Genomic DNA, 18,326 nt, shown 5'->3' with positions numbered 1-18,326 from the left:
AAAGAGACTCCATGATCCAACGCAAACCAGGTGAAATTGAAACAAGCAGCAAGAAAATCCAGAACGCCGCCACCGTCGGGCTTTACGCCCTGCTGGTGTTGCTGGCGCTGTGGGTCATGCGCGATTTCATTCCGGCGGTAGTGTGGGCCGGCGTCATCGCCATCGCTTTATGGCCGCTGCTGCTGCGCCTGGAGACCCCGCACGGTTCGCGCGCGCGGACGGTCGGCGTGGCGCTGCTGCTGACCGCGGCAGTGGCCTTGTTCGTAGTGCTGCCCTTTGTGGCGGTGATCACCCAGGCTGCCCACGAGTCGCACGATTTCATCGAGTGGTTCAAGCAGGCTGAGACGAATGGCCTGCCGCTACCCGGCCTGGTCGAGCATTTGCCTTTCAGTTCGCCGCAAATCAGCAGCTGGTGGCAGGAAAACCTGGCCCAGCCTTTGCACGATTCGCCTTTCATCAAGGGATTGCATGTCGAAGCGGCGGTCGCCGCCGGCCGGCATTTCGGCGCGCTGGCGGCGCACGGTCTGATCCTGTTCGGCTTCATGCTGATGACGCTGTTCGTGATTTTCCAGGCCGGTTCGAGGATGAGCGGCAACCTGGTCAAAGCCACCCGCCGCGCCTTCGGCGTCGACGGCGCCCTGCTGGCGCACCAGATGACGGCCGCCGTGCGCGGCACAGTCGCCGGACTGGTGGTGGTCGGGATTGGCGAAGGCGCGCTGCTGGGCATCGCCTATGCCATCACCGGCGTGCCGCACGCCACTCTGCTTGGTTTACTGACGGCGATCGCCGCCATGCTGCCGTTCTGCGCGCCGATCGTTTTCTGCGGTGCCGCGCTCTGGCTGCTTGTGCAGGGTGCCACTGTCGCTGCAATCAGCGTCGCCGTATTCGGTTTCGTCGTGGTCCTGATCGCCGAGCACTTCGTGCGCCCGCTGCTGATCGGTAGCTCGACCCGCCTGCCCTTCCTGCTGGTCCTGTTCGGCATCCTCGGCGGCGCCCAGACCTTCGGCCTGCTCGGCCTGTTCATCGGCCCGGCGCTGATGACGGTGCTGACGGTATTGTGGCGTGATTGGGTGGGGCAAGACTGAGTTGGCAGCGGGCCGGCCCCGGACCTGCCTAACTATTGATCAGAGGCCTGACGAAAGCCGATCCGCTCTCGGTAAAAAGCCAGCCAAGTGCACAGCAATTGAGCAGCACCGTCAGCCAGAAGACCGTTTGAAACTGTTCCTTCCTCGACTTGTGGCGCAGCGTCTTCTGCGCCAGCAAGGCCCCCGGCCAGCCGCCGATCAATGCCAGCATGTGCAGGGTGTTCTCCTGGATACGCCATTGCCTGCTTTGCGCCGCCGATTTATCGATGGCGTACGCGACAAAGGCGACCACGCTGGCCACAAGATAGAGACCGGCAAAAGCTAGCGGTAGCCGGCCCATGACAGCGGCCAGCAGCAGCAAACAGCAAAACGCGACGGTGAAAATGACGGCAAGCGAACCGGATTGGGAAGACCTCGAAGCAGCGGCAGCACCGCCTGCAAACCTGATCTTGTCGGCACGAAAACGCCCGTTTTGTTCCAGTATCAGCTCATAGCTGATGAGGTCGCCTTCAGCCGGCCGCCGCTCGCGGTCGGAAAATGCCTTGATATGGACAAAGGCCTTTTCGTTTTTCCCATTGGTGGCGACAAAGCCAAAGCCCTTGCCATCCTTCCAGCTGGTGATTTTTCCTTGGTGGCGCATGGGGAATTGGGGGACGAAACATATTAAAAAAAGCCCGCCTGCCTTGCGGCGGCGGGCTGAATCCAAAACTTAGGGAGTGTTGGAGGAGACCAAATCAATATTGTGTCTTCAAGTCGAATTTCAATACCTGTTTTCAGTTGTATTTGGTGTCTATCGATACGGCAGAAAGACTAAGACGTGGCCATGATGCCTCTCTAAGTAAACGCCTGTCATCGATATCTCCATGCGAAAAAATGGAAATCCAATGTTGATGTATGCGCCAGGTCTTATGTGCCGTTGTCGTGAACAAAATTCGAAACAGGATGCGTCCGATTCATCCCGGAGAAATTCTCAAGGAGGATTTTCTTGCGCCGTTCAGCATGAGTGCGAATGCCCTTATGCGCGTACTTAAAGTCTCTGCGACCAAGAATTCTCAAAGAGATTGGCCAATGGAAGTAGCAATGCCGGGATTAAAAACGGGCGCCCGTCCGGCAGCCCGCAGCTGCGGCGCCATTGGTTGCTGCGGCGCCGCAGCCGAATATGCCACATCCTCCGAGCAAAAGAATCATGGCAGCTAGAATGCAGATCAGGCGGGAGCGGGTTTGCTTGAATTTCCTTGGCAGCTAGCTACATCGTGGCAATTGGTTTTGCCACTGCAAAGACATGGCGAAATACCAAGTAATTATGGCGATACAGAAGTTAGATAGTCCTCGGAGAGTCTGTGCCGTATTGGGTCACACAGTTTTTCCGCAAATTTGTGTACTTACCTGTGTACTTAAAACATAAAGTGCGCTGAGTTATCTACAGGCTCACGCAAACTCACCCAAACAAAGAAAACAGCACCGCGATCGCACTTACGATGGTGCCAATGAGCGCGAAAAAATCGACCCAGGCATCGAACCGGCTGGGCTCTGTTTTTCTGTATAGTCCCTTAATATCAAAGATAACTCGACTCGCCCCCAATTTGCGTGCAATTCTACAGCTGACTGTTGCCGCGGCAGGTTCTCAGCATACCAAATACGGCGGCGCTGCATCAATGCTACAATTGATGACATAATAACAATGCGTAAACAATGTCGAAGGGAGTTTCCATGGGCGGAACTGGAACCGAAGTAAAATCGGCATTACGCCATTGACCTGTCAAGCAAGGAAAAAAGTGAATTCTATTTTGGCAGCAAGTCAAAAATTACGCCCACTAGGGATGCTCGCAATCGCGATACTAATGAGCTCCTGCGGCGGCGGTAGCGATGCCGGACCAGGAGGGGGTTCAACACCCGTTACCCCCGTAACTCCATTAACACTTCAATCGATTTCTGTCACCCCTAGCCCGTTTATCACCGGCGTCGGGGTTACTCGTCGTTTAACTGCCACCGGTACCTTTTCCGATGGCAGCACAGCAGATCTTGGAGCGAACGCAGCATGGACTTCTCTTACGCCGTCCGTTGCAACGGTGTCCGCCGGACTAGTCACGGGGGTGTCGCAGGGGCCAGCGACAATCAGTGTGTCCTCAGCGGGCGTATCGGCGAGCATCGCGCTGAACGTGACGACCAACTCTTGGTCGCAAGCCGGCAATATGCTTCAGCGGGTGTCGTCATTCACAATGACGCTGTTAACAAGTGGAAAAGTCCTCTCTTCCGGTAGCGATGGACTTAGCAGTGACGCCGAAATCTACGATCCGGATAAAGATACTTGGTCAGCCACTGAGGCTCAGCGAATTGGCAGAATTGGGCAAACTGCAACATTGTTGCTTAATGGCAAAGTGTTGGTCGCGGGCGGAGGCGACCATCGTCAAAGTCTGCCGGATAGCGTTACCTATGACCCTGCTTTAAACAGTTGGTCGACGACGGTGGCGCCAATGCTGTCCGGGCGAATTGGGCATACTGCAACGCTTTTACCAAATGGAAATGTACTGGTTGCGGGCGGCGCTACTTTCCCCTTACCCGCCACTCCATCCGAAGAACTCTACGACCCGACTGCCAATGCTTGGTCGGCCGCCGCAGTCATGACATCTGCCAGAACCTGGCATACCGCAACGTTACTGCCAAACGGTAAAGTGTTTGTAGTGGGTGGGTATGCCTCTATAAATAACACGATTTCAAGCACCGAAACTTATAATCCAGGCAGCAATACGTGGTCGCCAGCGTCGAGTATGGCTGTCGCTCGGAATCAGCACACGGCAACATTATTACCGAATGGGAAAGTGTTGGTTGCGGGCGGTCAACCCAATACTGGGAATCCATATGCTCCCCTTTCAAGCGCAGAAATATATGACCCGAATACGAATGCCTGGTCATCAGCTGGAAATATGGCATCTCCACGCACTGGACATGCAGCAATAGTTTTACCCGATGGAAAAGTACTGGTATTTGGCGGTTCGGCCACTTTGAATGGATCACTTGCAACTGCTGAAATTTACGACCCAGGAACGAACACCTGGTCGTCCGCCGCAAGTATGGCCATTGCGCGCGCTACGCCAACGGCGGTGCTGTTAAAGAATGGGGCGGTTTTGGTTTGCGGCGAGACTACTGCTACTGGTACAAGCTGTGAGTTCTACTGGTGATGATGTTGTTCGACAGACTAGGACCTGACGCTCAAGACGTCGGCGTCATAGTCTGTCCTCGACACGTAGGGAAGCCAAACGGTGGTAGGTATCACTTAATCCATATTCGGTCTTACCGATCGCCTATTCCGGCCGAAATACAATGTTCTATAAGAGTACCAATTATCGAATCTTTAAATGCATTGTGTTCGCCCGCCAAGCGATGCTTGACTGTTCCAGCACCCGTATGTCGCTAGCTGATGAAGCAAATCACGCAATTGTTGATTGCTCATACCTATGAGCCCAGATCCGGCTACCTCGGCGTCCGATGCCGTGTACTGAAATCGCACGTTTGCCACAGCCGTTGGTTTTGTGAGGTGGTACACGTGCTGTTGATTCGAAAGGATGAGGGCATCTACTCTGCTACTCTCTGTCCGGTCACATCCGATCCCATTCTCCATGTGAACAGCCCCTTGAAGAAGGTGCACATTGTTGCATCCAGTGTGCGAGTCGCCGGCGGTTGTATCATCGACGACGGTGAATTGCGCATATTGAGGAAGTGCTGATGATAGTGGAGACTGAACGGGTAACTAATCCGGAACAGCTGGCCTAGCGTTTGAGCACCATGAACGGGCGAGGACGAGAACATTAAGGCCACTCACAACTACGGCGCTCAGAAAGAAAGGGAACAGTGCGAAGCCACCGGCCAACCCCGTCAAGACAACTGCCGTAAGTCCCCCAAAAATCACTATAGTGATACAGTTTAGGAGTATGGTAAGAGCTCCGATTACGGCTATCCCAGATGTGCGTGCGGCTATCAAAGCTGAAACATACGGCGAGCAAGCCAGCAAACCTGACACTGCAAAATAAGTCGCGTTATATGGTGAAGCGATTGTTGACGCGATCTCTGCTAAGACGATGAGAGTCACGGCAAACCAGTTCAACGTTAATTGTGATTTAATCATTGGTATCCCCGGGGGCTCCCGGATGGGGGTTATGGGGTATTCCGGCTGCAAAATTTTTGTAGCCGCCCACACTTTAAACTGAGCGTCGCAGATCCAGGCGCAGTGCGTTGCCGCTTCAGCTGTTGGCTACAAGTAGCTAGCATTTTAATGAATTTTCCATCCATGCGCCTTCCGAGCGCATCGCGTGAGCCTGCGGCGGATTCTAGATTTACAGGTAGAGATTTCCTGTCCATGCCATCGCCATTGAATGCTATGTTTCCAGTCGGAAGCCGCCAGTCTTTTGGGAGATTGAATTTCTTTGCAATTACTGCGCCGGCCTTTTTATCGTCTATATCAACATCGAGTGTCTTTGTCGGCGTAATTCCGATGATTTCTAATGGATTTCGCGTCATAGCACCTTGAATCAGATGCTACCAGTTATTTCCCAATACAAAACCGCGAAAAAATCACCCCCAGCAAGTCGTCCGGCGTGAACGCCCCGGTGATGCTGCTCAGCCGGTCCTGCGCCAGCCGCAACTCTTCCGCGAACAAATCCAGCGACTGATCGTTGACGCGATTGTCCAGCGAGGCGTGCTGATCGGCAATCTCCAGATGATCGCGCGCCGCCTTCAGCGCGATCAGGTGCCGTTCGCGCGCCAGGTAGCGCGATTCGCCGGTTTGCTGCCAGCCGGCGATGCGCAGCAGTTCGGCGCGCAGCAGGTCGATGCCGAGGTAGTCGGTGGCGGACAGGTAGATATGGGTGACTTCGCCCATCACGTCGACCGCGGGTTTGTGGCCGGACTGGTCGATCTTGTTCCAGATGCGGATCACCGGCGCGTTGGTCGGGAAACGGGCGACGATTTTTTCGTCGGCCAGCGACGGGCCGTGGTTGGCGTCCAGCATGTGCAGGATGACATCGGCCTTGGCCACCGCGGCCCAGGTGCGCTCGATGCCGATGCGTTCGACTTCGTCGTTGGCGTCTTCGGCATCGCGGATGCCGGCGGTGTCGATGATGTTGAGCGGGATGCCTTCCAGCTGGATCGTTTCCGTGACCTTGTCGCGGGTGGTGCCGGCGATCGGGGTGACGATGGCGACGTCGGCGCCGGCCAGCACGTTCAGCAGGGAGGATTTGCCGACATTCGGCTGCCCGGCCAGCACGATGTTGAGGCCGTCGCGCAGCAAGGCGCCTTGCGCGGCCTGGCTGAACACATTGTCCAGTGTGTTGCGGATGGTCGCCAGCTGGCCGCGTGCATCGGATTTTTCCAGGAAGTCGATTTCTTCTTCCGGAAAGTCCAGAGTCGCTTCGACCAGCATGCGCAAATTGGTTACTTGCTCCACCAGCGCGTGGATCACCTTGGAAAACGCGCCGGACAAGGATTCCGAGGCTGACTTGGCGGCTGCCTCGGTGGAAGCTTCGATCAGGTCGGCCACGGCTTCCGCCTGCGCCAGGTCGAGCTTGTCGTTGAGGAAGGCGCGCTGCGTGAATTCACCCGGTTCGGCCATGCGCAAGCCGAGTTCCGCGCCGGCCGCCAGGCAGCGGCTGAGCAGCATCTGCAGCACCACCGGACCGCCATGGCCCTGCAGTTCCAGCACGTCTTCGCCGGTGTAGGAATGCGGCGCCTTGAAATAGATCGCCAGGCCCTGGTCGATGACGCTGCCGTCGGCGTTCTTGAACGGCAGGTAGGTGGCGTGGCGCGGGACCAGCTTGCTTTCCGCGATGCCGCAAACGGCTTCAATGACGGGACCGAGATGCTTGCCGGAGATGCGGACTACGCCGATGCCGCCGCGTCCGGGTGCGGTGGCGATGGCGGCGATGGGGGAGGAATCGAAAGACATGGAATTATTCTACGAGGGTTGTTAAATAATAGAAACAGCGACAGGCAGAAGCCAACAAAAAAGCCCGTGAATTCTTGATTCACGGGCTTTTTTACGACAATCGGTAATACGGAATATAAACCGATTTAGGCTTTCGCAGGACCGGCACCCATCTTGCGGGTAATCACCCATTGCTGCGCAATCGACAGCACGTTGTTGGTGACCCAGTACAGCACCAGGCCCGACGGGAAGAAGAAGAACATGACCGAGAAAATCAGCGGCATGAACATCATCACCTTGGCTTGCATCGGATCAGGCGGCGTCGGATTCAGCTTGGTCTGGATGAACATCGAGACAGCCATCAGCACCGGCAAGATGTAGAACGGATCCGGTGCGGCCAGGTCGTGGATCCAGCCGATCCACGGCGCATTGCGGATTTCCACGCTGGCCAGCAGCACCCAGTACAGCGAGATGAAGACCGGGATCTGGATCACGATCGGCAGGCAGCCGCCGAGCGGGTTGATCTTTTCGGTCTTGTACAGCTCCATCATGGCCTGGTTCATCTTTTGCGGCTCGGACTTGAAGCGCTCGCGGATCGCGGTCATCTTCGGCGTCACCAGCTTCATCTTGGCCATGCTGCGATAGCTCGCGGCCGACAAGGGGAAGAAGGCCAGCTTGATCAGTACGGTCAGGGCGATGATGGTGAAGCCCCAGTTGCCCAGTACTTTATGGATCTGCGTCATCAGCCAGAAAATCGGCTTGGCGATGATGGTCAGCCAGCCATAGTCCTTGACCAGTTCCAGGCCAGGCGCAACCGCTTCCAGGTCGCTCTGGATTTCCGGACCGGAATACAGGCGCGCATCCATGGTGACGCTGGCGCCCGGTGCAATCGTGTCCAGCGGCAGGATGTTGCCGACCGCGTACAGGTTGGTAGCGATCTTCTTGGTGAAGATTTCGCGCGGCGCCTTGTCCTGTGGGATGAAGGCGGAAACAAAGTAATGCTGGATCAGGGCAAACCAGCCATCGTCAGACTTGGTAGCGTGTTCCGCCTTGCCGCTTTCGATCTTGTCGAACGGGAATTTCTGGAACTTGCTGCCTTCGGTGTAGACCGATGCGCCGGTGAAGGTGTGCACGAAACGCTGTTCGCCTTCAGGTGCATTGCCGTCGCGCACCAGCTGCAGGTACAGCGAAGGCGATACCGGAGCGCCGCTGTCGTTGGTGACGGTGTGCTTGACGTCGATCGAGTAATCGCCGCGCTTGAAGGTGAAAGTCTTGGTCAGCTTGACGCCGCCTTCAGTCGATTCCAGCACCAGTTGCACCTGGTTGCCGCCATCTAGGGTACGGACGCCAGGCAAGGCCGTGAACGGCGACTTGTGGTTAGGGAAAGGACCGCCGATCAGGCCGGTTTCAGCCAGATAGGTGCGGGTTGCGCTGGAGTCGAACAGCACCAGGTTCTTGGTCGGATCGACCGTATCCTTGTGATTCAGCAGTTCCAGGCGCTTCAGTTCGCCGCCAACCGTATCGATGTCGGCCTTGACCACATCGGTAGTGATGGTGATGATTTCGCCTTTCGCATCGGCAGCGGTGGCAGGCACGGCGCTGGCGGACGGCGTTGCTGTGCCCGCACCGGCTGCGCTAGCCGAAGCTTGCGGCACATCGGTGCTGGCGCCGGCAGCTGCACTGGCAGGACCGGTGGCAGCTGGCGCGGCAGGTGTGGTTTGAGCGGTGCCCGGGAAGAACAGCGACGGTTGGCCGTTATGGCGCTGCCACTGGTCCCAGAGGAACAATAGCGACACCGAAAATACAACCCACAGGACGGTACGTTTGATATCCATAAGAGTATTTATCTATGATTCAGGAATGGCTGCAACCGCACGACCGGCTAGCCGATGCGGGTTTGACTGCAGATGGAGATGCGGATAGAGATGCTGATGACGCATGCGGCGGCACCGGATCGAGTCCGCCGGCGTGCCAGGGATGGCATTTGCACAGGCGACGTCCGGCCAGCATGCTGCCCTTGAGGGCGCCATGCGTACGGATTGCTTCGGCTGCGTAATCGGAGCAGCTGGGATAAAAACGGCAATTCTGTCCCAGAAACGGGCTGATGCCCAGTTTGTAGAGTCGCAACAGGAACAGTAGAGGCATTTTCATGACAGCTTTTTTCCCTTCTTCTTCCGGCCCGCCGTCGCCGTACATATATATATAGCCAGGCTGGAACAATACAAGCCCAAGCCGTAACTGTGACTACGGCTTGCCGGCCGCCAGGCGTTGCGACGCGAACAGCTGCTTGAGCTCGCTCAGCAATTCCCGCTTCAGGCGCGCGGTGGTAGCCGGACCTGCCTTGGTGTTTACCGGTTTGGATAAACGCACAATGCAGTCGATGGGCGGCAATGGTGTCAGGCGAAACAGCTCGCGCGTAACGCGTTTGACGGTGTTACGCGTAACAGCGCGCGGCGCCAGCCGCTTTGCCGCCACCACGCCCAGACGGGCATGCGGCAACGTATTGCGGCGGGTATACAAGACGAAGTGCGCTGTTCTATAGACAGGGCGCAAACGAAAAACGGATGAAAACTCATCCGTTTTAACGATGCGCCGGTCGCGTGAAAAGTCTTGAGCGCAGTTCTCAGCGGAACAACGGTCGGTATCAGTCACGCAAGCAACGCCTTAGCGTCCGGCTTGATTAAGCTGCCAGACGTTTGCGGCCTTTAGCGCGACGTGCATTGAGCACAGCGCGGCCACCGCGGGTTGCCATACGGGCGCGGAAGCCGTGAGTACGCTTACGGCGCACGACGGAAGGTTGGTAAGTACGTTTCATGTTGGTCTCGCTAATCAGCAAAAATAAATCGGATCTTCACACTCAGAGCGCTGGGTTTTTACCCTTTCGCTAACTTGATGAAGCCGGTTGCCCGATGAAGAACTAGCGTAAAGCCAGGTAATCGGAGCAGGATCAGGCGACAGTCAACGCGCAAACGAGCAATTCAGCGGACAGTGAACCTTGAATTAAACCGCATTTTCTGCTTGTTTGTCAATCACTTAGGGCTCTTTTCCACAAGGTCCTTTTCTCCCGGCCGCCAGCAATAATTGGCCGTGCCTGTGGATAACTTGCGCCGGCAAGGGTAGAATAGCGACTTATGTGTGGCACGCCCGCCAGTTAAGCATTGCGCAGTTATCCAACCCGGCTACTTATTTGGCGCCGGGGGTAATACTGAATCAGCGTGCAATAAAAACATCAGCCCAGGGCGTAAAGAACCTCATCCCGCACACCTTCACTTAGAACGATTCATGGAAAATTTCTGGCAGAGCTGCTCTACCCAGTTGGAGCAGGAATTGACGCCTCAACAATTTAGCGCGTGGATAAAACCGCTGACGCCTCTCGACTACGAGGATGGCCGCTTGCGCATAGCGGCGCCAAATCGCTTCAAACTGGATTGGGTCAAAACGCAGTTTGCCAGCCGCATCACCACGCTGGCGCACCAATATTGGGAAGCGCCGATCGAAGTGGTGTTTGTGCTCGATCCGCGCAAGGCAGCCCCTGCTCCGTCCATGTCCAGCATGCCGGTGGCGCACGCCAACATTAATAATAGTAGCGAGCAATCGGGCGCGATGTCGTCGGCTGCCGGCGGTGGAACTTATGGCAACAACAACTTCGACCGCCTGCCGGAAGTGCAGACCGAGAACAGCGCAGTCACCGCCCGGCGCGATCAATCGCGTATCAATACGGCATTGAGTTTTGACAGTTTCGTTACCGGAAAAGCCAATCAACTGGCGCGCGCGGCAGCGATCCAGGTCGCCAATAATCCGGGCGTTTCCTACAATCCGCTATTCCTGTACGGCGGCGTCGGCCTCGGTAAAACCCACTTGATCCACGCCATCGGCAACCAGCTGCTAGCCGACAATCCAAACTCCAAGATTCGCTACATCCACGCAGAACAGTACGTTCGCGACGTAGTGACTGCTTACCAACGCAAGGGTTTCGACGATTTCAAGCGCTACTACCATTCGCTCGATCTGTTGCTGATTGACGACATCCAGTTCTTCGGCGGCAAGAGCCGCACCCAGGAAGAATTCTTCTACGCCTTCGAAGCTTTGATTGCAGCGAAGAAACAAATCATCATCACCAGCGATACCTATCCCAAAGAAATCACCGGCATGGATGACCGCCTGATTTCGCGTTTCGATTCCGGCCTGACGGTCGCCATCGAACCGCCGGAACTGGAAATGCGGGTCGCGATTTTGCTCAAAAAAGCGGCATCCGAAGGCGTGACCTTCTCCGACGACGTGGCGTTTTTTGTTGCCAAACACCTACGTTCCAACGTCCGCGAACTGGAAGGCGCGCTGCGCAAGATTCTTGCTTACTCCCGCTTCCATGGTAAAGACATCAGCATCGATGTTGTCAAAGATGCATTGAAGGATTTGCTGTCGGTACAGAACCGCCAGATCTCGGTAGAGAATATCCAGAAGACGGTGGCGGACTTCTTTAACATTAAAGTTGCCGATATGTACTCGAAAAAGCGCCCGGCGAATATCGCCCGCCCGCGCCAGATTGCGATGTACCTTGCCAAAGAGTTAACCCAGAAAAGCTTGCCGGAAATCGGTGAATTGTTCGGCGGCCGCGACCACACCACGGTGCTGCACGCCGTCCGCAAGATCGCCGCCGACCGTACCAAGAATCCGGAATGCAACCACGAATTGCACGTGCTGGAGCAGACGCTCAAGGGTTGATTCGGGGTTGATTCCAGCTTGATTTTGACATTTCGGGCGATTGTGCACTTTGCCTGTCAGCCTGTGGATAAGTTTGTATAAAGTAAGTTCGGGTAAGTTCGGCCTGGCGCGAAAACTGTGGTTTTTTTGCTGATTTGGTTAAATCAGGCGGATTGTTAATTTATTAACTAATAATCGCAAAAAATCCGCAAAGCGACGCAGATTTCCGCCCCGGATCGGTCCGTAGAGGGGCGATTTAAGTTACATTTACAGACTGCTTACCAAGCATTTAAACCCGTACGCATTTAGGCAAACTTAGGCATACAGCAAGCAGCAATATTTGATTTTTAAATAACAAGGATATAGCTATGCAATTGGTCAAAACCAACCGAGATACCCTTCTCCGGCCACTGCAGATCGTGAGCGGTATTGTCGAGCGTCGGCACACATTGCCGATTCTGGCCAATATCCTCATTCGCAAAGACGGCGAAAAGGTCTCTTTCCTGTCGACCGACATCGAAGTGCAAATCACCACCAACGCCAAGGTCGGCAGCGGCAGCGAAGTGGCGGCGACGACCGTCGCCGCGCGCAAGCTGCTCGACATCCTGCGCGCCCTGCCAGACACTGGCGAAGTCTCGCTGACCCTGAGCAACAAGCGCATGACGGTACAGTCCGGCAAATCGCGTTTTGCGCTGCAAACCCTGGCCGCCGAAGAGTTCCCTACAGTCGCCCAGGCAGATCACTACAACGCCACCGTCACCCTGCCGCAAAAGACGCTCAAGCACTTGTTCAACATGGTGCACTTTTCGATGGCGCAGCAAGACATCCGTTACTACCTGAACGGCCTGCTGCTGGTCCTCGACGGCAAGAACGTCATCGCCGTTGCGACCGACGGCCACCGCCTGGCGTTTTGCCAGGTCGCCACCGAGCAAGAGTTCGCGCGCCAGGAAGTCATCATCCCGCGCAAGACCATCATCGAACTGCAGCGCCTGCTGGAAGAAACCGACGAACCGGTCCAGCTCGAAATCGCCAACAACCAGGTCAAGCTGTCGTTCGCCGATATCGAACTGATCTCCAAGCTGGTCGAAGGCAAGTTCCCTGATTACACCCGCGTGGTGCCGAAGGGTTACAAGAACGACTTCACCATCAGCCGCGACCAGCTGCTGCGCTCGCTGCAACGCGCCGCCATCATGACCAGCGACAAGTTCAAGGGCGTGCGCTGGGTAGTCACCCCCGGCAGCCTGAAAATCAGCTCCACCAATGCCGACCAGGAAGAAGCGATCGAAGAACTGGAAATCGATTACGGCGGCGATAGCGTCGACATCGGTTTCAACGTTACCTACCTGCTCGACGTGCTCAACAACCTGAAGGGCGACAACGTCAACATCGCCCTCGGCGACGCCAATTCCTCGGCACTGATCACCGTGCCGGAAAACGCCGATTTCAAATACGTCGTCATGCCAATGCGGATCTAGCCGAGTAGGGTGGGCACCCCGTGCCCACGCTGCAAAGCCCTCCGCTATAACCGCGTGGGCACCCGTGCCCACCCTACGGTTGCTTGTAAAAGTAGCATCAGCCCCAATATATGTAGTTCCGAAGTAAGCTTTTCAGAAGGTAGCCATGTCATCAGCCCCTCAAGACAACACCAATCAGCCGCAACCCAATGCATACGGAGCGTCCTCGATCCAAATTCTCGAAGGCCTGGAAGCGGTACGCAAACGCCCCGGGATGTACATCGGCGACACCTCTGACGGCACCGGCCTGCATCACCTGGTGTTCGAAGTGCTGGACAACTCCATCGACGAATCGCTGGCCGGCCACTGCACCGAAATCCACGTCACCATCCATTCTGACAACTCGATCTCGATCACCGACAACGGCCGCGGCGTGCCGACCGGCATCAAGTTCGACGACAAGCACGAACCAAAGCGCAGCGCAGCCGAAATCGTCATGACCGAGCTGCACGCCGGCGGCAAGTTCGACCAGAACTCCTACAAGGTGTCCGGCGGCTTGCACGGCGTCGGCGTGTCCTGCGTTAACGGCCTGTCCAAGCTGCTCAAGCTGACCATCCGCCGCGACGGCAAAGTGCACTACATGGAGTTTGTGCGCGGCGTGCCGCAAAACCGCGAAACCGAAATGCAGGAAGGCGTGCTCGTCTCCCCGATCAAAGTCATCGGCGACACCGACAAGCGCGGCACCGAAGTCCACTTCTGGGCCGACGAAGAAATCTTCACGCACGTCGAATTCCACTACGAAATCCTGGCCAAGCGCATCCGCGAACTGTCCTTCCTCAACAACGGCGTGCACATCAAGCTGACCGACCAGCGCACCGGCAAGGAAGAAAACTTCGCCTTCGAAGGCGGCACCCGCGGTTTCGTTGAATACATCAACAAAGCCAAGAGCGTCCTGCACCCGACGATTTTCCAGGCCACCGGCGAAAAAGACGGCGTCAGCGTCGACGTCTCCATGCAATGGAACGACGCCTACAACGAACAAGTACTCTGCTTCACCAACAACATCCCGCAACGTGACGGCGGCACCCACCTCACCGGCCTGCGCGCCGCCATGACCCGGGTGCTCAACAAGTACATCGAAGAACATGACTTCGCCAAGAAAGCCAAGGTAGAAACCAGCGGCGACGACATGCGCGAAGGCCTCACCTGCGTGCTGTCTGTGAAAGTGCCAGAGCCGAAATTCAGCTCGCAAACCAAAGACAAGCTGGTCTCCAGCGAAGTGCGCCTGCCGGTAGAAGAAATCGTCGCCAAGACACTCAACGACTACCTGCAAGAACGCCCGAACGACGCCAAGATCATCTGCGGCAAGATCGTCGAAGCCGCCCGCGCCCGCGACGCCGCCCGCAAGGCGCGCGAACTGACGCGCCGCAAAGGCGTGATGGACGGCCTCGGCCTCTCATCCAAACTGGCGGATTGCCAGGAAAAAGACCCGGCGCTGTGCGAACTCTACATCGTCGAGGGTGACTCCGCGGGCGGTTCCGCCAAGCAGGGCCGCGACCGTAAATTCCAGGCGATTCTGCCGTTGCGCGGTAAAGTGCTCAACGTCGAAAAAGCCCGCTTCGAAAAAATGCTGTCGTCGGAACAGATCACCACCCTGATCGCCACCCTCGGCACCAGCATCGGCGCCGATGAATTCAACGCCGACAAGCTGCGCTACCACCGCATCATCATCATGACCGATGCGGACGTCGACGGCGCCCACATCCGCACCCTGCTGCTGACCCTGTTCTACCGCCAGATGCCGCAACTGGTAGAGCGCGGCCACATCTACATCGCCCAGCCGCCGCTGTACAAGGTCAAGCACGGCAAGGACGAGCGCTACCTCAAGGACGACGCCGAAGAAGTCTCCTACATGATGCAGGTCGCCCTCAACGACGCCGCCCTGGTGCCAAGCGAAGGCGCGCTGCCGATCAGCGGCCCGGCCCTGGCCGAGCTGGTGCGCCAGTACAACATGGCCAACTCCATCATCACGCGCCTGACGCGCGCGATAGACGGCGCCGCCCTCACCTCCATCATGACCGGCGTCACGCTGAAGCTGGACACCCTGGCCGACGCCGAAGCCTCGGCCCAGGCCCTGCAAGCGTCGATCAACGAGCCATCGGTGCAAGTCGTCGTCAAATCCGACGAACTCTCCGACAAGCACGCCCTGCGCATCCAGCGCCGCTACCACGGCAACATCAAGGTCAGCGCCATCGACAGCGACTTCGTCGCCAGCCCGGACTACACAGTGCTGGTCAACGCCGCAGAAACCTTCAAAGGCCTGATCGGCCCAGGCGCCCTGATCCGCCGCGGCGCCGGCGAAAAAGTCAAAGAATCAGCCATCATCGACTTCCACCAAGCCATGGCCTGGCTACGCGACGAAGCCGAACGCGGCGTCAGCAAGCAGCGCTATAAAGGTCTGGGCGAGATGAATCCTTCGCAGCTGTGGGAAACCACGATGGATCCGACTGTGCGCCGCTTGTTGAAGGTGCAGATTGAGGATGCTATTGCTGCGGATCAGATCTTCATGACACTGATGGGGGATGATGTTGAGCCTCGGCGGGCGTTTATTGAGTTGAATGCTTTGCAGGCTGGGAATATTGATGTTTGACCTTGTCGCATGCCACTAATTGTTAGTCAAAACTTGTTAATAAATTGAAGAAAGCCCGAAAATTTCCGGGCTTTCTTTTTGAGCACGTCCAGCCTGGGGCCGTTCTTACAGGCAAGTTCCGCTGCGAGCTGACCACCGCGAAAAGTAAGGCGCATTTCGACCGACTAGCCCCCTCCCTATACTATGAATAGCTGTACAGCTATCAGGCGCGCTTAGCTATTCTTGAGATTCGAATAGTTTATGCCTTGCCTTAAGTGTCCTTGAATAGCGCATCATCCAACTATTTGGATTGCGTTGGATAATTACAGTACATTAATACACATTTTCAGTAGCACGTTGCCATCCAGAGAGAATCATGTCAGAACAAATAAAACTATCCGCCTTGTTGCGTGACTCTGCGTACAAGCTTACGCAATTCAAACCGGCACAAATACAGGCGCTGGAAGATCGCATTACGATGAAAGTGGTGGGAAAGAGCCCGGTACCTTACGTTACTTGCCTAGTACGTGGCAAACCAATCAAGCTGACGCCAGAGGAGGCCGTGCGCCAGTTATATATCATGTTGCTGACGGACGATTTAGGCTACCCAGTGACTCGTATGGAACTGGAATATGGTGTCGTTTTTGGCCGTGAGAAGAAACGCGCTGATATTTGCGTATTTGATTCGGCTAACCCCACTGCCGCCTATATTTTGGTGGAACTGAAAAAGCCCAAACTCAAAGATGGCAAAGAACAACTTAAATCCTATTGCAATGCTACCGGCGCGCCGATGGGAGTGTGGAGTAACGGCGACAGTATTTCTTTCTATCATCGCAAAGACCCGAACTACTTTGAAGATATCCCGGCAATTCCCTCTGCGCATGAAAAATTATCAGACATCCTGAGCGAACGCTGGACGATTGATGATCTTGTGAAAATGGACAAGCTGCTCAATCAAAGAAAATCGCTAAAAGACCTGATTTTGGAAATGGAGGACGAGGTTCTCGCCAATGCTGGTGTGGACGTGTTCGAAGAATTATTTAAACTTATTTTCACCAAACTGTATGACGAGATGGAAAGCGGGCGTGATAAGAAGCGCCACCTTGTTTTCAAAAACTACGGCGATACCGAAACCGAATTAAAGGAAAAAATTCAAGCCTTGTTCGACAAGGCGCGTAGCAAGTGGGAAGGCGTCTTCCCAGGTGGGGCAAAAATTGATCTTACCCCTAGTCATCTTGCTGTGTGCGTATCGTCACTGGAAGGTGTGAAACTGTTCAATTCCAATTTGGATGTGGTGGACGAGGCCTTCGAGTATCTTATTAACAAAAGTAGTAAGGGGGAGAAAGGGCAATATTTTACCCCTCGCTATGTCATTGATATGTGCGTCAAGATGCTCAACCCTCAAGAGCATGAAACTTTCATTGATACTGCGGCGGGCAGTTGTGGTTTCCCAGTACATAGCATTTTCCATGTCTGGGAACAGATCATGAAAGATGAGGGCTTGAGTAAAAGCCACCTGTTTACGACGGAAAAAAAACCCGCCCGTTGTGAAACCTATGTGCAGGAAAAAGTATTTGCCATTGATTTTGACGAAAAGGCCGTGCGTGTGGGACGCACCTTGAACCTGATCGCTGGCGATGGACAAACCAATGTACTACACCTTAATACACTGGATTATGAGCGGTGGGACGAAAAAACCAAAGATGAGCAATGGACGGACATCTACGGCGAGGGCTGGAAGAAGCTGAGGAAATTGCGTGCCACTAAAGATCAGAACCGGGATTTTAGTTTTGATGTGTTGATGGCAAATCCGCCTTTTGCGGGTGACATCAAGGAGACGCGCATCCTTGCCAAATATGAATTAGCGCGAACCGTTAGCCTTGACAAGGTTGGTAATGTGAATGAAAGCGGCAAGGACATTGAGGATGCAACCCAGCGTACGCCGACCTTTCCCGAGTTATTGCACGCTAGTCACGAGACCATTTATAAAATGGCCGATGGCACTTATCGCAAAACCAAAATCAAGCCGCAAAACACGGTAGGCCGCGATATTCTTTTTATTGAACGTAATCTGAATTTCATAAAACCCGGTGGACGCATGGCGATTGTGCTGCCACAAGGCCGTTTTAATAATTCAAGCGACAAAAATATTCGCGAATACTTGGCGGACCATTGCCGCATCCTTGCAGTCGTGGGTTTGCACGGTAATGTATTCAAGCCACATACAGGTACTAAAACCAGCGTATTACTAGTGCAAAAATGGCATGACGAACTTTGTCCCAAGGTCGATGACTATCCGATTTTTTTCGCCACCATGAAGGAACAGAGCAAGGATAATTCCGGTGACAAAATCTATATGAAGAATATCGATGGCGCACCGCTGTTGGATACGCACGAACACCTGATCGTCAAACACGATCTGTTCAATCATGATGGCAAGACGCAAGATGGCATTGCTGAAGCATTTGTTGAATTTGCGAAGAAAGAGCGACTCAGTTTTTTTCGCTAGGCCCTTTCGATGAAGCCCGCTACAGGGCATT

Annotated in this window: 13 protein-coding genes; 7 read left to right on the top strand and 6 right to left on the bottom strand. The window is 55.3% G+C overall.

All coding sequences use genetic code 11. The features are described 5' to 3' along the window. Nucleotides 1-11 precede the first annotated feature (11 nt). Entirely contained in the window at nucleotides 12-1,085 is a 1,074-nt protein-coding gene (locus AC07V8_RS11195; protein ID WP_494678464.1) for an AI-2E family transporter, read from the top strand. Between the two features lie 28 nt (nucleotides 1,086-1,113). Here the strand turns inward: AC07V8_RS11195 and AC07V8_RS11190 are convergent, their stop codons facing one another. Then, nucleotides 1,114-1,791 (bottom strand): DUF1294 domain-containing protein, encoded by a 678-nt coding sequence (locus AC07V8_RS11190; RefSeq protein ID WP_494721464.1) that lies wholly within the window; start codon nucleotides 1,789-1,791, stop codon nucleotides 1,114-1,116. A 215-nt stretch (nucleotides 1,792-2,006) separates the two neighbouring features. On the opposite strand from AC07V8_RS11190, the gene AC07V8_RS11185 reads away from it, so the two are divergent. Beyond that, nucleotides 2,007-2,282 carry a helix-turn-helix transcriptional regulator gene (locus AC07V8_RS11185; RefSeq protein WP_494721463.1) on the top strand — a complete coding sequence of 92 codons (276 nt, stop codon included), beginning with the start codon at nucleotides 2,007-2,009 and terminating at the stop codon, nucleotides 2,280-2,282. A 578-nt stretch (nucleotides 2,283-2,860) separates the two neighbouring features. Then, nucleotides 2,861-4,264 carry a Kelch repeat-containing protein gene (locus AC07V8_RS11180; protein ID WP_494678467.1) on the top strand — a complete coding sequence of 468 codons (1,404 nt, stop codon included), beginning with the start codon at nucleotides 2,861-2,863 and terminating at the stop codon, nucleotides 4,262-4,264. A 1,361-nt stretch (nucleotides 4,265-5,625) separates the two neighbouring features. On the opposite strand, the gene mnmE is transcribed toward AC07V8_RS11180, so the two are convergent. From mnmE to rpmH, 5 genes are all read right to left on the bottom strand, one after another. Beyond that, nucleotides 5,626-7,023, bottom strand: a complete 1,398-nt coding sequence (mnmE, locus tag AC07V8_RS11175) for a tRNA uridine-5-carboxymethylaminomethyl(34) synthesis GTPase MnmE (protein WP_494678468.1) — start codon at nucleotides 7,021-7,023, stop codon at nucleotides 5,626-5,628. Nucleotides 7,024-7,148: 125 nt separating this feature from the next. After that, a complete protein-coding gene (gene yidC / locus AC07V8_RS11170; RefSeq protein WP_494678469.1) occupies nucleotides 7,149-8,837 on the bottom strand; it encodes a membrane protein insertase YidC in 1,689 nt (562 codons plus the stop codon). 19 nt (nucleotides 8,838-8,856) lie between these two features. Beyond that, nucleotides 8,857-9,153: a membrane protein insertion efficiency factor YidD gene (yidD, locus tag AC07V8_RS11165; RefSeq protein WP_494678505.1), complete on the bottom strand. Its 297-nt coding sequence runs from the start codon at nucleotides 9,151-9,153 to the stop codon at nucleotides 8,857-8,859. 93 nt (nucleotides 9,154-9,246) lie between these two features. Next, on the bottom strand, nucleotides 9,247-9,654 hold the full coding sequence (rnpA, locus tag AC07V8_RS11160; RefSeq protein WP_082793270.1) for a ribonuclease P protein component: 408 nt from the start codon (nucleotides 9,652-9,654) through the stop codon (nucleotides 9,247-9,249). A gap of 28 nt (nucleotides 9,655-9,682) precedes the next feature. Further along, nucleotides 9,683-9,817: a 50S ribosomal protein L34 gene (gene rpmH, locus AC07V8_RS11155; protein ID WP_061535510.1), complete on the bottom strand. Its 135-nt coding sequence runs from the start codon at nucleotides 9,815-9,817 to the stop codon at nucleotides 9,683-9,685. A 467-nt stretch (nucleotides 9,818-10,284) separates the two neighbouring features. Here rpmH and dnaA point away from each other — a divergent pair, with 467 nt between their 5' ends. The 4 genes from dnaA to AC07V8_RS11135 all read left to right on the top strand — a co-directional run bounded on the left by dnaA (nucleotide 10,285) and on the right by AC07V8_RS11135 (nucleotide 18,295). Then, entirely contained in the window at nucleotides 10,285-11,724 is a 1,440-nt protein-coding gene (gene dnaA / locus AC07V8_RS11150; protein WP_494678470.1) for a chromosomal replication initiator protein DnaA, read from the top strand. A 347-nt stretch (nucleotides 11,725-12,071) separates the two neighbouring features. After that, entirely contained in the window at nucleotides 12,072-13,178 is a 1,107-nt protein-coding gene (gene dnaN / locus AC07V8_RS11145) for a DNA polymerase III subunit beta (RefSeq protein ID WP_038483788.1), read from the top strand. A gap of 145 nt (nucleotides 13,179-13,323) precedes the next feature. Then, on the top strand, nucleotides 13,324-15,807 hold the full coding sequence (gene gyrB, locus AC07V8_RS11140) for a DNA topoisomerase (ATP-hydrolyzing) subunit B (protein WP_494678471.1): 2,484 nt from the start codon (nucleotides 13,324-13,326) through the stop codon (nucleotides 15,805-15,807). Between the two features lie 355 nt (nucleotides 15,808-16,162). Then, entirely contained in the window at nucleotides 16,163-18,295 is a 2,133-nt protein-coding gene (locus AC07V8_RS11135) for a type I restriction-modification system subunit M (protein ID WP_494678472.1), read from the top strand. Nucleotides 18,296-18,326 lie beyond the last annotated feature (31 nt).

The sequence above is a fragment of the Collimonas sp. GW821-FHT02H07 genome, from assembly GCF_059421505.1.
This window is presented reverse-complemented; position numbering and strand designations above follow the sequence as displayed.

What these genes read in the sequence shown, in the direction of transcription:
- dnaN (WP_038483788.1), top strand. Translation starts at nt 12,072, where the DNA reads ATGCAATTGGTCAAAACCAACCGAGATACCCTTCTCCGGCCACTGCAG.
- yidD (WP_494678505.1), bottom strand. Translation starts at nt 9,153, where the DNA reads ATGAAAATGCCTCTACTGTTCCTGTTGCGACTCTACAAACTGGGCATC.
- AC07V8_RS11135 (WP_494678472.1), top strand. Translation starts at nt 16,163, where the DNA reads ATGTCAGAACAAATAAAACTATCCGCCTTGTTGCGTGACTCTGCGTAC.
- AC07V8_RS11195 (WP_494678464.1), top strand. Translation starts at nt 12, where the DNA reads ATGATCCAACGCAAACCAGGTGAAATTGAAACAAGCAGCAAGAAAATC.
- rpmH (WP_061535510.1), bottom strand. Translation starts at nt 9,817, where the DNA reads ATGAAACGTACTTACCAACCTTCCGTCGTGCGCCGTAAGCGTACTCAC.
- yidC (WP_494678469.1), bottom strand. Translation starts at nt 8,837, where the DNA reads ATGGATATCAAACGTACCGTCCTGTGGGTTGTATTTTCGGTGTCGCTA.
- gyrB (WP_494678471.1), top strand. Translation starts at nt 13,324, where the DNA reads ATGTCATCAGCCCCTCAAGACAACACCAATCAGCCGCAACCCAATGCA.
- dnaA (WP_494678470.1), top strand. Translation starts at nt 10,285, where the DNA reads ATGGAAAATTTCTGGCAGAGCTGCTCTACCCAGTTGGAGCAGGAATTG.
- mnmE (WP_494678468.1), bottom strand. Translation starts at nt 7,023, where the DNA reads ATGTCTTTCGATTCCTCCCCCATCGCCGCCATCGCCACCGCACCCGGA.